This is a genomic window from Paraburkholderia largidicola (assembly GCF_013426895.1).
Classification (GTDB): domain Bacteria; phylum Pseudomonadota; class Gammaproteobacteria; order Burkholderiales; family Burkholderiaceae; genus Paraburkholderia; species Paraburkholderia largidicola.
This window is the reverse complement of sequence record NZ_AP023174.1, coordinates 1,632,639-1,648,563: the sequence shown is the minus strand read 5'-3', so window position 1 is coordinate 1,648,563 and position 15,925 is coordinate 1,632,639. Positions and strand designations below refer to the sequence as shown.

The 15,925-nt window shown below is 59.8% G+C and carries 11 protein-coding genes, 2 tRNA genes and 2 rRNA genes; 6 read left to right on the top strand and 9 right to left on the bottom strand.

Annotated elements, in window-relative coordinates; translation table 11 throughout:
- Nucleotides 1-449 precede the first annotated feature (449 nt).
- Entirely contained in the window at nucleotides 450-1,793 is a 1,344-nt protein-coding gene (locus PPGU16_RS07370; protein WP_180722568.1) for a TldD/PmbA family protein, read from the bottom strand.
- Nucleotides 1,793-3,229 (bottom strand): TldD/PmbA family protein, encoded by a 1,437-nt coding sequence (locus PPGU16_RS07365; RefSeq protein WP_180722331.1) that lies wholly within the window; start codon nucleotides 3,227-3,229, stop codon nucleotides 1,793-1,795. The genes PPGU16_RS07370 and PPGU16_RS07365 overlap by 1 nt, the downstream gene beginning before the upstream one ends.
- Before the next feature lie 455 nt (nucleotides 3,230-3,684).
- Between PPGU16_RS07365 and PPGU16_RS07360 the strand changes: the two genes are divergently transcribed.
- Nucleotides 3,685-4,125: a hypothetical protein gene (locus tag PPGU16_RS07360; protein ID WP_180722330.1), complete on the top strand. Its 441-nt coding sequence runs from the start codon at nucleotides 3,685-3,687 to the stop codon at nucleotides 4,123-4,125.
- Nucleotides 4,126-4,129: 4 nt separating this feature from the next.
- Here PPGU16_RS07360 and PPGU16_RS07355 read toward each other — a convergent pair whose 3' ends face one another.
- The gene (locus PPGU16_RS07355) at nucleotides 4,130-4,903 is read right to left on the bottom strand and encodes an EAL domain-containing protein (RefSeq protein ID WP_243460577.1); all 774 of its coding nucleotides are present in this window, start codon (nucleotides 4,901-4,903) and stop codon (nucleotides 4,130-4,132) included.
- A 486-nt stretch (nucleotides 4,904-5,389) separates the two neighbouring features.
- On the opposite strand from PPGU16_RS07355, the gene PPGU16_RS07350 reads away from it, so the two are divergent.
- Nucleotides 5,390-5,713: a DUF1330 domain-containing protein gene (locus tag PPGU16_RS07350; protein WP_007734131.1), complete on the top strand. Its 324-nt coding sequence runs from the start codon at nucleotides 5,390-5,392 to the stop codon at nucleotides 5,711-5,713.
- Nucleotides 5,714-5,778: 65 nt separating this feature from the next.
- Here the strand turns inward: PPGU16_RS07350 and PPGU16_RS07345 are convergent, their stop codons facing one another.
- The gene (locus tag PPGU16_RS07345; RefSeq protein ID WP_180722328.1) at nucleotides 5,779-6,120 is read right to left on the bottom strand and encodes a DUF4148 domain-containing protein; all 342 of its coding nucleotides are present in this window, start codon (nucleotides 6,118-6,120) and stop codon (nucleotides 5,779-5,781) included.
- Nucleotides 6,121-6,340: 220 nt separating this feature from the next.
- On the opposite strand from PPGU16_RS07345, the gene PPGU16_RS07340 reads away from it, so the two are divergent.
- The 3 genes from PPGU16_RS07340 to PPGU16_RS07330 are packed head-to-tail and all read left to right on the top strand — an operon-like array spanning nucleotide 6,341 to nucleotide 8,589.
- Entirely contained in the window at nucleotides 6,341-7,411 is a 1,071-nt protein-coding gene (locus tag PPGU16_RS07340; protein WP_180722327.1) for a catalase family peroxidase, read from the top strand.
- A 12-nt stretch (nucleotides 7,412-7,423) separates the two neighbouring features.
- Complete coding sequence (locus PPGU16_RS07335) at nucleotides 7,424-7,963, top strand: cytochrome b (RefSeq protein ID WP_180722326.1); 540 nt, start codon at nucleotides 7,424-7,426, stop codon at nucleotides 7,961-7,963.
- A gap of 50 nt (nucleotides 7,964-8,013) precedes the next feature.
- On the top strand, nucleotides 8,014-8,589 hold the full coding sequence (locus tag PPGU16_RS07330) for a DUF1349 domain-containing protein (RefSeq protein ID WP_180722325.1): 576 nt from the start codon (nucleotides 8,014-8,016) through the stop codon (nucleotides 8,587-8,589).
- Nucleotides 8,590-8,638: 49 nt separating this feature from the next.
- On the opposite strand, the gene xylB is transcribed toward PPGU16_RS07330, so the two are convergent.
- On the bottom strand, nucleotides 8,639-10,105 hold the full coding sequence (xylB, locus tag PPGU16_RS07325; RefSeq protein WP_180722324.1) for a xylulokinase: 1,467 nt from the start codon (nucleotides 10,103-10,105) through the stop codon (nucleotides 8,639-8,641).
- A 354-nt stretch (nucleotides 10,106-10,459) separates the two neighbouring features.
- On the opposite strand from xylB, the gene PPGU16_RS07320 reads away from it, so the two are divergent.
- Nucleotides 10,460-11,779: an MFS transporter gene (locus PPGU16_RS07320; RefSeq protein WP_180722323.1), complete on the top strand. Its 1,320-nt coding sequence runs from the start codon at nucleotides 10,460-10,462 to the stop codon at nucleotides 11,777-11,779.
- A 416-nt stretch (nucleotides 11,780-12,195) separates the two neighbouring features.
- Here the strand turns inward: PPGU16_RS07320 and rrf are convergent.
- The 4 genes from rrf to PPGU16_RS07300 all read right to left on the bottom strand — a co-directional run bounded on the left by rrf (nucleotide 12,196) and on the right by PPGU16_RS07300 (nucleotide 15,919).
- Nucleotides 12,196-12,309 (bottom strand): 5S ribosomal RNA (gene rrf / locus PPGU16_RS07315).
- 207 nt (nucleotides 12,310-12,516) lie between these two features.
- Nucleotides 12,517-15,396: ribosomal RNA gene (locus PPGU16_RS07310) — 23S ribosomal RNA — on the bottom strand.
- A gap of 308 nt (nucleotides 15,397-15,704) precedes the next feature.
- A tRNA-Ala gene (locus PPGU16_RS07305) sits at nucleotides 15,705-15,780 on the bottom strand.
- Nucleotides 15,781-15,842: 62 nt separating this feature from the next.
- Nucleotides 15,843-15,919, bottom strand: a tRNA-Ile gene (locus tag PPGU16_RS07300).
- Nucleotides 15,920-15,925: the final 6 nt, after the last annotated feature.

The following is a 15,925-nucleotide window of genomic DNA, read 5'->3' as shown; positions in this document are numbered from 1 at the left end:
GTGGAGCATTCGTCTGATGCAAGCAACGCGCGAAAGATTGCGCGACCTCACGACGATCGCGTTGGCGATTCCATATGAAATCGATTGAGACATGCAGAGAGATTCAACACTTATCGGTGTACACGCAAGAAAACGCGTAATTCACGCATGCCGTAAGTGTCGCAATACGCACACAGCAATGTGCGTTGGCGCACATAAGCGTTGTCTGCATTCGATGTGCGCCAGCGCACAGAGCCGGTGTCCGGGCGTCGGGTATTGTCTCGCTGCACAATCAAAGACGAATACAAACGCGGACCGTTTGGGTGCCGCGATCAACGTATCGCCATGTCATTAGCGATGCGAAATAACACACAGTGACGGGGACATCCATGAATTATTCATACCGCCCGGGACGCGGGCGCTGCGCGTGTGCGCAGACGCCGCTTCCCTTCAGGCTGCGACGCGTGGCGTCATAAGGTCAGATCGAAGGAACGGACGAGCAGACCCGGCAGCTGCATGCCGCCCGTTGCGCGTTCGCCCCATGTCCAGTCGTTCAGCAGCAGTTCGGGCTGTGCGCCGATGCGCTCGAGCTCGCTGCCGAGAAGCCGGTACAGGCTGTCGTCAAAGCGCATCGCATCGACGGGCGCGACGATGCGGCCCTGCTCGACCCAGAAGGTCGCGAAGCGGGTCATGCCCGTCATCCGGCAGTTCATCCGGTCCGAGAAGTTCACGTACCAGAGATTGCCGATATAGAGACCCGTGTCCAGCGCGCGCAGCACATCGGTTTGCGCCAGATCACCGCCTTGCATCGACAGCGCAGACGGTGTTTCGCCCGCTGTCGCGCCATTCGGTGTCAGGCCGTATTCGCGGGCCGTGCGGGCGTTGGTCAACTGGGCAACGGCGCGCCCCGCTTCGACGAGCGACACGCTTTGCCTCTGGTAGCCGTCGTCGTTGAAACGCGGTGTGATGTCGAGCGTGAGATCTTCTGTCAGTGTGACGCGCGGATCGAGCGCAGCTTCGCCGATATTCAACCGATAGAACTCGTTGCGCGCCGTCGCCTGGGTGCGCGCAGAGAAGGCGCTGAACGAGGCTGTCTCCATCAGCTCGTGCAACGCAGCGGGCGCAAAGTACGTGCGGTAGCGGCCCGGCGCCAGCGCGCGCGGCTCGCGGGACAGTACGGGCAAACGCGCAGCGGCCTCTTCGACCTTGCCTGCGAATACGGCATCGCTCCAGGTATCGCCGGCATAGTGGCTCCTGATTGCGCGACCGCTTGCGTCGTACAGCGACCAGCTGATATTGAAGTTCTCGACTTCATACCAGCCACGGCTGCCGAGCGACGAAGCAAAGCCGCGCGCAATCGTGCCGCCCGCATAGAAGCCGACGAAGTCGAGTCCGAGTGCGCACCGCGCGACGATCAGCGGCAACCTGTCGGGCGACGGCAACGTGCCTGCGCGTTGCGTCGTTTCCGACCAGACCGTCGTGTCGAACAGAAGATGCGGATCGTCGGGTGCATCGCGCAGGCCGTCGCGCAATGCCGCCAGCGTTCGAGCGATCGCGTCAGTGTCCGCGCCGATGTCGCCGCACAGCGTGAATGTCGAATAGGCCTGACGTTGTCCGTCGATCAGCCGCAGCGTGACGCTGGCCTGCGACACGTTGCCCGACTGGCGAACCTTGCCCTGGTTGAAGCGGATGAAGTCGGACTGCTCGGCGGAAAACGACGTCAGCGCGATTTCATTCGAGGTAAGCCTTTGTTCGATCTCATTCGCGAGCGTCAAGAAGCGCGTGCGAGAAGCGGATGAATGACTGTCACGCATCATGCGCCTCCAAATACGTCGACGTTGCTGAATACGCAGGCGGGCGATGCATGGCCGACGCGAATGATCTGCATCGGCTCGCCTTTGCCGCACATCGACGTGCCGTACACACCGCGCGTCGCTTCATTGCCGACGGCCACGAGGCTGCGCCAGAAGCTCGCCGAGATGCCGCGATAGTTCGGTTGACGCACGACCTGCGTGAGCTTGCCGTTCTCGATCAGCTGGCCGTATTCGCAGCCAAACTGGAATTTGTTGCGATGATCGTCGATCGACCATGACGTGTTGGTTCGCATCAGGATGCCGTTTTCGATGTTCGCGATCATGTCTTCGAGCGTGCTGGTTCCCGGTTCGATGTTCAGATTCGCCATGCGGTCGATGGGCGGCCGGTTCCAGCTCGACGCGCGCGAGTTCGCGACGCCCGCGAGCCGCGCGCGTTGCTGTGACAACGCACCGCCGAGCGGGCGCATCAGCACGCCATCGCGGATCAGGTATTCGCGTTGCGCGCGCGTGCCGTCGTCGTCGAACGCATAGCTTGCGGCTTCTTCGCGCAGGTCGGGATCGAATGTGACGTTCAGCAGTTCGGAGCCATAGCGATACGAGCCGAAGTGCTCGCGCTTGATAAAGCTCCAGCCCGCGAAGTTGCGTTCGTCGCCGAGAATGCGGTCGAGTTCGAGCGGATGCCCGATCGACTCGTGAATCTGCAGCATCATCTGATCGGGCATCAGCAACAGATCGCGCGGACCCGATGGACAGTTCGGTGCGGCCACCAGTTGCAACGCTTCATCGGCGATGCGTGCGCCCGCACCATCGAAGCCGAAATGCGCAAGCACGTCGACGCCGCCTTGCGCGAGCGTGCCGTAATCGCCGCCGAGCGTGCGCACCTGCGTCACGCCGTTCGCATGCGCTGTCACCGACATCTGCGGCAGCATGAAGCGGAAGTGCTGATCAATGCGTATGCCGTCACTCGTCAGATACGTCTGCTCGCTGTGCGTGAGCTGCACGGCGGCCGTGCGCTCGACGATGCGGCCGTCGATGTTCGCTGCCGCGCACTCGTGCTGCAGACGCTCCAGCCACTCGCGCCGGTCCGGCAACGTTTGCGCGACGGCGGGCGATTCATAGGTGCCGCTTTCGACAGGCCGCGCGATCTGCGTATGATCGATCAGCGACACGGATGCGCACGCCTTTGCGCGCTGGGTCGCGATATCGAGCGCGCCTTGCAAACCACGCTCCGACAGATCAGCCGTGGCGGCATAACCCGCGCCCCGTCCACACCACGCAACCAGCATTGCGCCGCGATCGCTCGCGAGACGAAGCGGTTGCGCGACGTCGTTGCGTACGGCGTGATCGTCGGTCCGCTCGCTCACGATACGCACCGACCAGAAATCGGCTTCGCTGCGCAGCGCGCGCGGCAAGCGGTTCAACAAGGATTCGACCATAGGGTTGCCTCACGAATGTCATGCGCCCATGCGAGCATCGACGCGCCGGTGAGGCGCATCGGCTCGCACGCGAATGCCATATCGTACGCGAAGCACACTATCCGGGCGGCTTACGTGCTGCGCCGTCCTGTCTTCATCCTCGTCCCGCGCTGTGTCCCGGCGCACATTCAGCGCGTTCGATTGTCTGCCACTGCACATTCATCGGCACCGCCGCATGCAAGCAAGAGCCTGTTTTTCGCGCGCTGCGCGCGCATTTCATAGGTTTTCTTCAGTTGAACGCACGCGTAAATTGATGCATTTCTGAACGCGACGCGCGACATGTGCATGCGAATCTCGTTTGAATGGTTGCACTGGCGCGGTGTTCTTTGACAAAGATCAAGCCGTTCAAGAACGTGCTGACCCATGCCGTTATCACGGACAAGCCGTTTCTCTTTCAACGAACCGAGGCTCTGCCCATGCAAATCCAGAACGATCTTTCAGGCACCACCGCGATCTCCAGCACACGTACAACGGATACGTCGACGGACACATCGGGTACTTCCGCGACGAGTGGCGCGAGCCCGGCCTCGCCTTCCAGCGGCGCAAAGACTGCGCAAGGCGCGGCGCCCGCGGGATCGACGGGCAGCGACAGCGCTCAGGAAGCGGCTATCAAACAGCTCAAGGCGCTGATCGAGTCGTTGCAACAGAAGCTGTCGGCCGTGCAACAGCAGATGGCCCGCGCACAGCAGCAGGCGAATACGGATAGCACGGGGGCAGGCGCTGCGATGGTCGCTTCGTTGAGCGCGCAGGCGATGTCGATTTCAGCGGCGCTGCAAACGGCGACGGCCGAGCTTGCTCAACTGATACTTGCTTCGTCGGGCAAGTCGACGGGCGGCATCGTCAATACGCAGGCGTGAAGCACTACAGCGCGACGTATCGCTCCTGAATGGGGACGTCGGCGTACTCGAAGGTTGGACGTGCGTAGAAGAAGCCCTGCGCGAGCACCTTGGGCCATTGTGCAAGCCACCGCGCGAGCGCCCGGGTTTCGACGCCCTCCACCACTACCGCGACATTCAGCTTTTCGAGCATCGACAGCACACCCGATGCGACGGCCGATGCGCGCGGACAATCCGGTACGCCATCGAGCATTTCGCGCGCGACCTTGACTGTGTCGACGTCGATCGTGCTCAGAAGCGCGAGCGACGAATAGCCCGTGCCGAAGTCGTCGATCGCGAGACGCATGCCTGCTTCGCGCAATGGCTTCGTCAATGGCGGCGCAGCCAGCAGGCGGGTCGAATCTTCCGTTTCGACGAGTTCGAGCTCGAGCAACTCGGGCTCGACGCCATGCAGACGCGCGATCTGCATCACGGTGGACGGAAAGTGCTCGTCGGCGACGACGCGCGGCGGCACGTTGACCGCGATCGGACACACCTGTTGCCCCTGCCGCTGTGCGTGAGCGACCGCCCGGCACGCACCGTCGATCACGTGATAGGTCAGTTGCAACGCGACAAGGGGATGATCGAGCGCGACGAGAAACGCATCGGGCAACAACATGCCGTAATCCGGATGCATCCAGCGGATCAGCGCTTCGACGCGTGCGAGCTTGCCTGTCTGCACATCGTAGATGCCCTGAAAAGCGAGCCGGAATTCACCGGCGAGAAGGCCATCGCTCACGCGTTGTTCGAGTTGGTTCATCAGGCGCGGCGTGCGGTGTGTATTGCTCGTGCGCGTCGTCGCACGGGCATCATCGTCCTCGCGATCAGCAGCGGTAGCGTGGCGAGCATCCATCGTATGGGAAGACCGTAGTTATTGATATGTGGATGGGATTGGCTTTCCCCTTATCGATGCATGTTTCATACCATGGGCTCGCCGTTTCCTGACAACCGCGCTGGAACCCGCATGGCGCCTCGTTCTACGGAAGTTCGCACGGATTCTCCCGCTGGAACAAAAGCGCAACAACGTTTCGTGTGCGAAACATGTACATCGCGCGAGCGGGTAACGCGGCGCACGGCCCGACTCGCATTGCAGCGGGTTGCCCCGCGCTGACCCGCGCAAAATGCCGACTGTCAAAAGTGCTTCATGTGCGCATCGCTTTTGCGGGCGGCATTACCTCAGAGGTAATCGATTCGCTTTGCGGCGGCCGATATGCTGGTGTCATTCGTCAACGACCGGGAGCGCAGCATGTCGACGTTTGCCGTTGCACACCTGCATGAAGTGAAGATGGGCGTGGAGATCGTGGAGTACCTGAAGCGTATCGATGCGACGCTCGCGCCTTATTGCGGCCATTTCGTGCTGCATGGCGGCCGTTGCGAACGGCTGGAAGGCAACTGGCGCGGCGACCTGGTCGCCATTGAGTTTCCCAATCGCGATCTCGCGCGCGCATGGTACCGATCCGCCGCCTATCAGGCGATCCTGCCACTGCGCACGGACAATTCGATCGGCGATGTCATTCTGATCGACGCGGTGCCGGCGTCGCACGTCGCGACGGATGTGTTGTGCGGATAAGCGCACATAGGTAGGCGGGGTGCGCTTCGCTGCGTGGAAACGCCACCCGTCACCCGCCATTGCCATCAACTGCCGAAGTACACCGAGCAATAGCTGACGGGACCAACGCATGACGACATGCCTGCATTCGCGCCCGTGACGGGCATCCGCGTTCCCGATGCGTGGGTGCCACCCATGCCGGCTCCTTCGCTCTCCTGCGCAGCCTTCTGATGAGCGACCTGTTGCTGATAGATGGGCGAGACTTCGGGATACGACGTGTCGGTTACGAACTGCGAGCCGTTCTGCTCGGCCTGAATCAGTTCCTGACGGACTTCTGCGCGGGTCTTTTCCTGCGCAAACGCGCTCGATGCAAATGCGGTCGAAGCGAGTGCGGCGATCGAAACAGTCAACAGTGCAAGCTTTTTCATTTCCAGCTCCTTCAGTGTAGAGGTGACGTCGATGCGTCACAGGATGTGTGGCGCTTTCACTGTGATGAACAAAGCAATGTCGAAATCTATTCCCGACTTTTTTTGTTTTCTCGCATCGACCGCTGCAGATAAAAATTCTCGCGTGAGACGGGAATAAACACGGCTCCGTTCTGTTGGCGGCCTAAGCACGTCATCAACAGAAACGAAAGGAGCATTCGTGATGAATTCAAAGTCCCGAGCGTCGGGCGCACGCTGCATTCCGTGCAAATTCGCCGCGATCGGCGCAGCGGTATTCGCGCTCGCTGGCACTTTCGCTTATGCGGCCGGCTGGCTCACGCCTGCGCGGCTCACGACGTACCGCATCATCGACCAGTTCCAGGCGGACAGCGGCTCGCACCCCGGCTATCGCCGCAATCACGCGAAAGGGCTTTGCGTAGAGGGCTATTTCGACAGCAACGGCAACGCGGCGTCGATCTCGCGTGCGCAGGTGTTCGCGCCGGGCCGCACGCCTGTCATCGGCCGCTTTGCGATTCCCGGTGGCAATCCATCCGCGGCCGACGCCAGCGTGCCCGTTCGCAGCTTCGCACTACTCTTCACACAGCGCGATGGCGAACAATGGCGCACGGCCATGAATTCGACGCCTGTGTTCGCGGTACATACGCCCGAGCAGTTCTATCAGCAACTCGTTGCGGCACAGCCTGATGCGAAGACAGGCAAGCCCGATCCCGCAAAGCTGAAGGCGTTTTATGCATCGCACCCCGAAACGCAGCCGTTTCAGCAATGGGTGAAGACGCATCCGGCGTCGTCCGGTCTCGCGAATGCCGCGTACTACAGCATCAATGCGTTCCGCTTTACCGACGCGAGCGGACAGGAGCACGCTGCGCGCTGGTCCGTGGAACCGGAAACGCCGTATGCGCCTGTCGATCCGCAGGAGAAGAACGATCCCAACTTTCTGTCGCATCAATTCGACGAACAGATCCAGCACGGCAACGTCCGCTGGCATCTGATCGTGACGGTTGCGAACGCCGGCGATCCCACCAACGACGCGACGCTGCAATGGCCTGCCGACCGGCAACGCATCGACGCGGGCACCGTCGTGATCGAACGTAGCGCGCCGCAAGCGAATGGCGTGTGCCGCGATGTGAACTTCGATCCGACCGTCTTGCCCGACGGCATCAAGCCTTCTGACGATCCATTGCTCGCGGCGCGCTCGGCTGCCTATGCCGTGTCGTATCAGCGGCGCACGAGAGAAGAGGCGCTGCATCATGCTCCCGCCACCTCGCAACCCTGAACGGAACGCATCATGACGAACACTTCTCGCCATTTCTCTCCGCTCGCGCGCCTGTTGCACTGGACGATGGCTGTGCTGATTCTCGCGATGCTATTCATCGGCGTCGCGATGGTCGCGACGGTTTCGCACGTGCATGCAACGCTGATCGCCTTACATCGGCCGCTCGGCGTTGCGTTGCTCGTGCTCGCACTGATTCGCGTCGCAGTGCGATGGAAGAACGGCAGCCCTTCATTGCCTGACGATATGCCCGCATTGCAGCGCTTTGCAGCGAAGGCATCGCATCTGGTGCTGTACGGGCTATTCATCGCGATGCCGTTGATAGGATGGGCGATGCTCTCGGCCGGCGGCTATCCCGTCACGTTGTTCGGCGCCTGGCATCTGCCCGCAATCGTGCCGCGAAACGTGGATCTGTTCGCGCTGCTGCGCGCGTTGCATACATGGCTCACGTTCGCGCTGTTTGCGACTGTGCTTGCGCATATCGCAGCAGCCCTCTTTCATGGACTCATTCGGCGCGACGGCGTATTCTCCAGCATGGCTCGCGGCGGGCGCTAGACCTTGTGTGCGTCGTGCTGACTGCATCTGCGACACACAGGAGGCCGCGCGTGTTCGAACAATGCCAATGGTTCAACGAACCGTCGACGTGGTCGCTCGAAGGCGATACGCTCGAGGTGACGACCGATCCGAAAGCCGACTTCTGGCGCAACACGCATTACGGCTTCACGCGCGACTCGGGCCACTGCTTCGGCGCACGCACGCACGGCGATTTCACCGCACAGGTGCGCGTGCGCGGCCAATTTCATGCGCTATACGATCAGGCGGGGTTGATGGTGCGCGTCGACGAGTCGACATGGCTGAAGGCCGGTGTCGAGTTCACCGACGGCATACTGATGATCAGTAGCGTGTTGACGGTCGGCCAGTCGGACTGGGCCATCGGTGCGCCTATTGCAGCCACCGATGGCTTCTGGATGCGTGTAACCGTCACGCGAGGGGTGTTACGTGTGCAGTATTCGGTCGACGGTAAAACGTGGCCTCTGTTGCGGCTCGCGCCTTTTCCTCTAGCCGCGCACTACTTCGCCGGGCCAATGTGCTGCACGCCCGAACGCGGCGGCTTGCATGTCGAGTTCTCCAGTTTTACCGTAAGCGAGCCGTTGCAAAAGGATCTTCACGATCTGAGTTGAGTCTCATGTTTGCACGGCGCGCGCAACGGTGCGCCGTGCCACACGCGCATCACACCGGTTCCGCGAAACTCGCCTTGAGTGCCTGATAAATGCTGCGATAACGCGCAAGCCTGTGCGCAAGCAGCGGAGCCTGCGCACGATCCGGCTCGCAGGACTCGAGCGTCGGCGGCGCAAGGCAGACTTCGCCGATCGACTCGCCCGTTACCGCGAGCCGTGCAAGGCGAGCCGCACCGAGCGCCGCGCCCACGTCGCTGCCTTCGTGACGATGCATCGTGATGCCCGTCGCCGTCGCGCACAGGTTGGCCCAGAACGGGCTGCGCGAGCCGCCGCCGATGAACGACGCGCTCTGCAACGTCGTCCCGGCGCTTTGCAGCGCGGCGTAGCCATCGGCCATCGCGAACGCAACGCCTTCCATCACGCTGTACGCGAGATCGCCTGTCGTATTTGCGCCCGTCAAACCCCAGAACACGCCGCGCGCGTTCGCATCGTTGTGCGGTGTGCGCTCGCCGCTCAGATACGGCAGAAAGATCGGCGCTGTCGCAGGATTGGCCGTGCTCGCGAGCTCGGGCAAGCTGCCGACTTCGCGGTTCACGACTTTCGACAGCCACCCAAGACTCGAGGCCGCCGACAGAATCACGCTCATCTGATGCCACCGCTCCGGCAAGCAATGGCAGAACGCATGTACCCCTTGCGCGGGATTCGGCGCGAAGCGATCGGTCCCGGCGAACAGCACGCCTGATGTCCCGAGCGACAGAAACGCGCTGCCCGCTTCCGCCACGCCCATGCCGATCGCGCTTGCCGCGTTGTCGCCGGCGCCACCGCATAGCACGACGGGACCGGCAATGCCCCACTCGCGCCGCAATTCCTCACTCAACTGTGCGGCAGGCGCGCTGCCTTCGACGAGGCGCGGCATGTGCGCGCGCGTCAATCCCGTCGCCGCGAGCATGCGGTCGGACCAGTCGCGCTTCGCGACATCGAGCCATAGCGTGCCCGACGCGTCCGACATGTCCGACACGAAATCGCCCGTGAGCCGCCATGCGAGATAGTCTTTCGGCAAGAGCACTTTGGACGCGGCGCGAAATACGTCGGGTTCGTGCTTTGCGAGCCACAATAGCTTGGGCGCGGTGAAACCGGGCATCGCGAGATTGCCCGTGATGTCACGCGATTCGGGCACGAGCGCTTCCAGTTCCGCGCATTCGGCGAACGCGCGCGTGTCGTTCCAGAGTATCGCGGGCCTGAGTACCTGGCCTTTCGCGTCGAGCAGCGTCGCGCCATGCATCTGTCCCGAGAGCCCGATGCCGCGCAGCGCCGCGAATGCGCCGGGATTCTCGCCGCGCACGGCGGCAACGGCATCGAGCGTTGCCTGCCACCACGCGTGCGGATTCTGCTCCGACCAGTGCGGATGCGGCTGTGCTACATCCAGACGCGCCCCGCTTGTCGCGAGCGTGTTGGACGCGTCATCGGTCAGAATTACTTTTACCTCGGAGGTGCCGAGGTCGATTCCAAGGAAAGTCACTGCACGTCCTCACTATTTGGCATGAGTGGACGCCGCATGCTGAACATCGACGACACGCCAGCGCGCGGCTACGTGTTCACCGAGCACGACCTGGAGCAGCCAGTGCGGGCCGCGCGAACGCGATTCTCCCGTGGGAAAGCATGTCTTCTCCATTGTCCGCCGGCCGGAGACTGCCGACGCTCGTTCGACTCGTTGAAACGAGAAGTTACCACGGCACCTCTGATCGAGACGACTCCGAGCGATTCGTCCCACATTTGCGTGACTGATGGCATCTCCCTTTTTCGATGAATTTGACCGATTGAAATGCGCGGCAGACACTCAGCGGCAATCCCCACTACATCTTTGCGATCCATCATGGCTTCCATCGAAACCACGCACGCATCCGGGCGCGTCGACGCTGTCCGGCCTCTCGAGGACAGGACGCTACGCAAGATCGTCGTGGCGTCCGTCGCAGGCAATGCGATGGAATGGTACGACTTCTTCGTTTACGGCACGGCGGCGGCGCTTGTGTTCGGACAGTTGTTCTTTCCGGTGGGCGCCGATCCGTTGATCGGCACGCTGGGCGCATTTGCCGCATTCGCCATGGGCTTCGTCGCGCGGCCGGTGGGCGGCGTCGTGTTCGGCCATATCGGCGACCGCTACGGGCGCAAGGCTTCGCTCGTCTGGACGCTGCTTATCATGGGTGTCGCGACATTCGCGATCGGACTGCTGCCGACGTATGCGCAGGTCGGCATCTGGTCGCCTGTCGCGCTCGTCGTATTGCGGCTATTGCAAGGCGTTGCATCGGGTGGCGAATGGGGCGGCGGCGTATTGATGATCAGCGAGAGCGCACCGCCGGAAAAGCGCGGCTATTACGCGGCGTGGAGCCAGTTGGGCGTGGGCGGCGGATTCGTGTTGTCGTCGGCTGCGTTTCTCGCGGCGCAGTCGCTGCCGCACGATGCATTCATCAGCTGGGGCTGGCGACTGCCGTTTCTCGCGAGTATTGCGATCTTTGCGATCGGCGTTTATATCAGGCACAGCCTGCCTGAAAGCCGGGATTTCGAACAGACCGAAAAGCGTGGCGAGAAGACGCATTTGCCTGTCGTCGAAGTCATCAAGCGGCATCCGAAAGAGATCTTGATGGCGATGGGACTGCGCGTGGCGGAAAACGGCGGCGCTTATATCTTTCTCGCGTTTTCGCTCGTGTATGGAAAGTTTGTGGGTATCGCCAGTTCGGTGATGTTGACGGGCGTCATGCTTGCGATGGTCGTCGAAATGGGCGCAATGCTCGCGTGGGGACGTCTGTCCGATCGCATTGGACGAAAGCCCGTATATATGATCGGCGCGGCGGGATTGATCGTAATGGCTTTCCCGTTTTTCTGGATGCTCGATACGCACCAGGCACCGTGGATCTATCTTGCGCTGATTCTCGGCACAGCTGTTTGTCACGGCGCGATGATCGGCACGTTGCCTGCGCTCGTCGGCGAACTGTTCAGCACTGAAGTACGCTATTCAGGCGTGGCGCTTGGGCACGAAGTGGCGTCGATCTTTGCTGGCGGACTGTCGCCGCTGATCGCAACAGCGCTGCTTGCCAGTTATCACGCTTACTGGCCGGTTTCGATCTTTCTGATGGTGCTTGGCGCGATTACCGTCGTGACGCTCAAGTTCACGCACGAGACGCGTGAGGTTCGATAAGGGTTCGCTTCCCCTTGCCGTTATCCCCTCGTCGGAATGGGCGCAGAAGTTTTATTGCGACGATGAGACCGAGTGCTGGACTGGTGAGTGGTCTGGGTGCGCGCGTTACCAGTTCGGCTGCGCCAGCCATTGAAGCTTGCGCCAGAGCGACGAGTGAAGCGTCGTCTTTATAGGCCTTTTCCGTTGCAGCAGCGATCGTGGCCAGATAAGCACCCTGCGTTCTTGCTTCGAACAAGGGTTAATCATTTTGCGCCAGTCGTACTTCGACCTCGGTCTCGAATCGCTTGGCTGCGTTGAAAGAGTCGTGAAGCCGGCCGTTGCGGCTTGAGTCCCTTGCCGGGCGCGCGACATTAAAAACCTGCGCCCCAAACGCCAAGACCCCGCTTTTGAGGGCGGGGTCCTGGTTGATATAGGGAGCCTGACGATTACCTACTTTCACACGGGCAATCCGCACTATCATCGGCGTGGAGTCGTTTCACGGTCCTGTTCGGGATGGGAAGGGGTGGGACCGACTCGCTATGGTCATCAGGCTTTGACGGGTTGCTGCGTCGCGGTTTTGCGCGCCACAGCCAATCTGGAAGAAGCGTAAAGAGGGGGGTTGTGTTGTTTAATCTGGCACAACACTGATCTCAACCTGTGTGTCCTGATACCTCCTCTGGAGGTTCACAGTATCCCCTTCGGGGATCGGACCAGCGTAAGCGCTGAAGCGCTAACGCTGGTCGAGACACACCTGTTATAGGATCAAGCCTTACGGGCAATTAGTATCAGTTAGCTTAACGCATTACTGCGCTTCCACACCTGACCTATCAACGTCCTGGTCTTGAACGACCCTTCAAGGGGCTCGAAGCCCCGGGGATATCTCATCTCAAGGCGAGTTTCCCGCTTAGATGCTTTCAGCGGTTATCTCTTCCGAACATAGCTACCCGGCGATGCCACTGGCGTGACAACCGGTACACCAGAGGTTCGTCCACTCCGGTCCTCTCGTACTAGGAGCAGCCCCCTTCAAATATCCAGCGCCCACGGCAGATAGGGACCAAACTGTCTCACGACGTTTTAAACCCAGCTCACGTACCTCTTTAAATGGCGAACAGCCATACCCTTGGGACCGGCTACAGCCCCAGGATGAGATGAGCCGACATCGAGGTGCCAAACACCGCCGTCGATATGAACTCTTGGGCGGTATCAGCCTGTTATCCCCAGAGTACCTTTTATCCGTTGAGCGATGGCCCTTCCATACAGAACCACCGGATCACTATGACCTGCTTTCGCACCTGCTCGACTTGTCGGTCTCGCAGTTAAGCACGCTTATGCCATTGCACTATCAGCACGATTTCCGACCGTACCTAGCGTACCTTCGTACTCCTCCGTTACACTTTGGGAGGAGACCGCCCCAGTCAAACTGCCCACCATGCACTGTCCCCAACCCGGATCACGGGCCAAGGTTAGAACCTCAAACAAACCAGGGTGGTATTTCAAGGACGGCTCCACGCAAACTGGCGTTCACGCTTCATAGCCTCCCACCTATCCTACACAGATCGGTTCAAAGTCCAATGCAAAGCTACAGTAAAGGTTCATGGGGTCTTTCCGTCTAGCCGCGGGGAGATTGCATCATCACAAACACTTCAACTTCGCTGAGTCTCGGGAGGAGACAGTGTGGCCATCGTTACGCCATTCGTGCAGGTCGGAACTTACCCGACAAGGAATTTCGCTACCTTAGGACCGTTATAGTTACGGCCGCCGTTTACCGGGACTTCAATCAAGAGCTTGCACCCCATCATTTAATCTTCCGGCACCGGGCAGGCGTCACACCCTATACGTCCACTTTCGTGTTTGCAGAGTGCTGTGTTTTTATTAAACAGTCGCAGCCACCAGTTTATTGCAACCCCTTCACCCTTTGCCCGCAGGGGCATCAAGCTACAGGGGCGTACCTTATCCCGAAGTTACGGTACCAATTTGCCGAGTTCCTTCTCCCGAGTTCTCTCAAGCGCCTTAGAATACTCATCTCGCCCACCTGTGTCGGTTTGCGGTACGGTCAATGTGAAACTGAAGCTTAGAGGCTTTTCCTGGAACCCCTTCCGATTGCTTCGCTTCCGAAGAAGCTCGCGCCACGCCCTTGAATTCCGTGCCCGGATTTGCCAGAGCACCTTCTCCAACGCAGCGACCGGGACTTCCAACACCCGGACAACCTTCCGCGATCCGTCCCCCCATCGCATTTCACACTGGTGCAGGAATATTGACCTGCTTCCCATCAGCTACGCATTTCTGCCTCGCCTTAGGGGCCGACTCACCCTACGCCGATGAACGTTGCGTAGGAAACCTTGGGCTTACGGCGAGGGGCCTTTCACCCCCTTTATCGCTACTCATGTCAGCATTCGCACTTCCGATACCTCCAGCACGCTTTTCAACGCACCTTCGCAGGCTTACGGAACGCTCTCCTACCATGCACATAAATGTGCATCCGCAGCTTCGGTATATGACTTAGCCCCGTTACATCTTCCGCGCAGGACGACTCGATCAGTGAGCTATTACGCTTTCTTTAAAGGGTGGCTGCTTCTAAGCCAACCTCCTGACTGTTTTAGCCTTCCCACTTCGTTTCCCACTTAGTCATATTTGGGGACCTTAGCTGGCGGTCTGGGTTGTTTCCCTCTTGACACCGGACGTTAGCACCCGATGTCTGTCTCCCGTGATTGCACTCTTCGGTATTCGGAGTTTGCTATGGCGAAGTAATCCGCAATGGACCCTTCAACCATGACAGTGCTCTACCCCCGAAGGTGATACACGAGGCACTACCTAAATAGTTTTCGGAGAGAACCAGCTATTTCCAGGTTTGTTTAGCCTTTCACCCCTATCCACAGCTCATCCCCTAACTTTTCAACGTTAGTGGGTTCGGACCTCCAGTACGTGTTACCGCACCTTCATCCTGGCCATGGATAGATCACCTGGTTTCGGGTCTACACCCAGCGACTGAATCGCCCTGTTCGGACTCGCTTTCGCTACGCCTGCCCTAATCGGTTAAGCTCGCCACTGAATGTAAGTCGCTGACCCATTATACAAAAGGTACGCCGTCACCCCTTGCGAGGCTCCGACTGTTTGTATGCATGCGGTTTCAGGATCTGTTTCACTCCCCTCCCGGGGTTCTTTTCGCCTTTCCCTCACGGTACTGGTTCACTATCGGTCGATCACGAGTATTTAGCCTTGGAGGATGGTCCCCCCATCTTCAGACAGGATTTCACGTGTCCCGCCCTACTTGTCGTACACCTAGTTCTTCCTCGCTGTTTTCGCCTACGGGGCTATCACCCACTATGGCCGCACTTTCCAGAGCGTTTGGCTAACAACGAAGATAAAGAGTACAGGCTGGTCCCATTTCGCTCGCCACTACTTTGGGAATCTCGGTTGATTTCTGTTCCTGCGGTTACTTAGATGTTTCAGTTCACCGCGTTCGCTTCACATGGCCTATGTATTCAGCCATGGATGACCCATACGGGCCGGGTTTCCCCATTCGGATATCGGAGGATCAAAGCTCGTTTGCCAGCTCCCCTCCGCTTTTCGCAGGCTACCGCGTCCTTCATCGCCTGTGATCGCCAAGGCATCCACCACATGCACTTGTTCGCTTGACCCTATAACGGGTGTGTCTCTCAGTGATTGCTCACCGGATAACATCCGCTACAGGTTGAGTATTCGCGTTGTGCCGTATTCCAGGTTCGTCTTTCGATGAACTCAAAAAATACATTGATACAATCACAACCCTGATTCACCTACTCACGCGCCCATCTCTAAGCACGCTTTCGTGAATCTCTTTACTACTTCTTCCTGATTGTTAAAGAACGACAGCCGATATAAGGCGCTATGCCTTAAATCACTTGCTGACTGGCTCAATTGCCAATGCTTAATGCTCAGTTCGCACTGAACGCTAGGCATTGGGAATTGGTGGAGGATGACGGGATCGAACCGACGACCCCCTGCTTGCAAAGCAGGTGCTCTCCCAGCTGAGCTAATCCCCCAGTCATACAGCGCACAGGGCATATCCAGCCAGCTACATCAGCAACCACACCAGACAAGGCAATGGTGGGTCTGGATGGATTCGAACCATCGACCCCCGCCTTATCAAGACGGTGCTCTAACCGACTGAGCTACAGACCCCTGAGC

Bases quoted from the DNA above. Each gene is read 5' to 3' on its own strand.
- PPGU16_RS07345 (WP_180722328.1), bottom strand. From the start codon at position 6,120: ATGAAAAAGCTTGCACTGTTGACTGTTTCGATCGCCGCACTCGCTTCG.
- PPGU16_RS07340 (WP_180722327.1), top strand. From the start codon at position 6,341: ATGAATTCAAAGTCCCGAGCGTCGGGCGCACGCTGCATTCCGTGCAAA.
- PPGU16_RS07355 (WP_243460577.1), bottom strand. From the start codon at position 4,903: ATGAACCAACTCGAACAACGCGTGAGCGATGGCCTTCTCGCCGGTGAA.
- PPGU16_RS07370 (WP_180722568.1), bottom strand. From the start codon at position 1,793: ATGCGTGACAGTCATTCATCCGCTTCTCGCACGCGCTTCTTGACGCTC.
- PPGU16_RS07350 (WP_007734131.1), top strand. From the start codon at position 5,390: ATGTCGACGTTTGCCGTTGCACACCTGCATGAAGTGAAGATGGGCGTG.
- PPGU16_RS07335 (WP_180722326.1), top strand. From the start codon at position 7,424: ATGACGAACACTTCTCGCCATTTCTCTCCGCTCGCGCGCCTGTTGCAC.
- PPGU16_RS07365 (WP_180722331.1), bottom strand. From the start codon at position 3,229: ATGGTCGAATCCTTGTTGAACCGCTTGCCGCGCGCGCTGCGCAGCGAA.
- PPGU16_RS07360 (WP_180722330.1), top strand. From the start codon at position 3,685: ATGCAAATCCAGAACGATCTTTCAGGCACCACCGCGATCTCCAGCACA.
- PPGU16_RS07320 (WP_180722323.1), top strand. From the start codon at position 10,460: ATGGCTTCCATCGAAACCACGCACGCATCCGGGCGCGTCGACGCTGTC.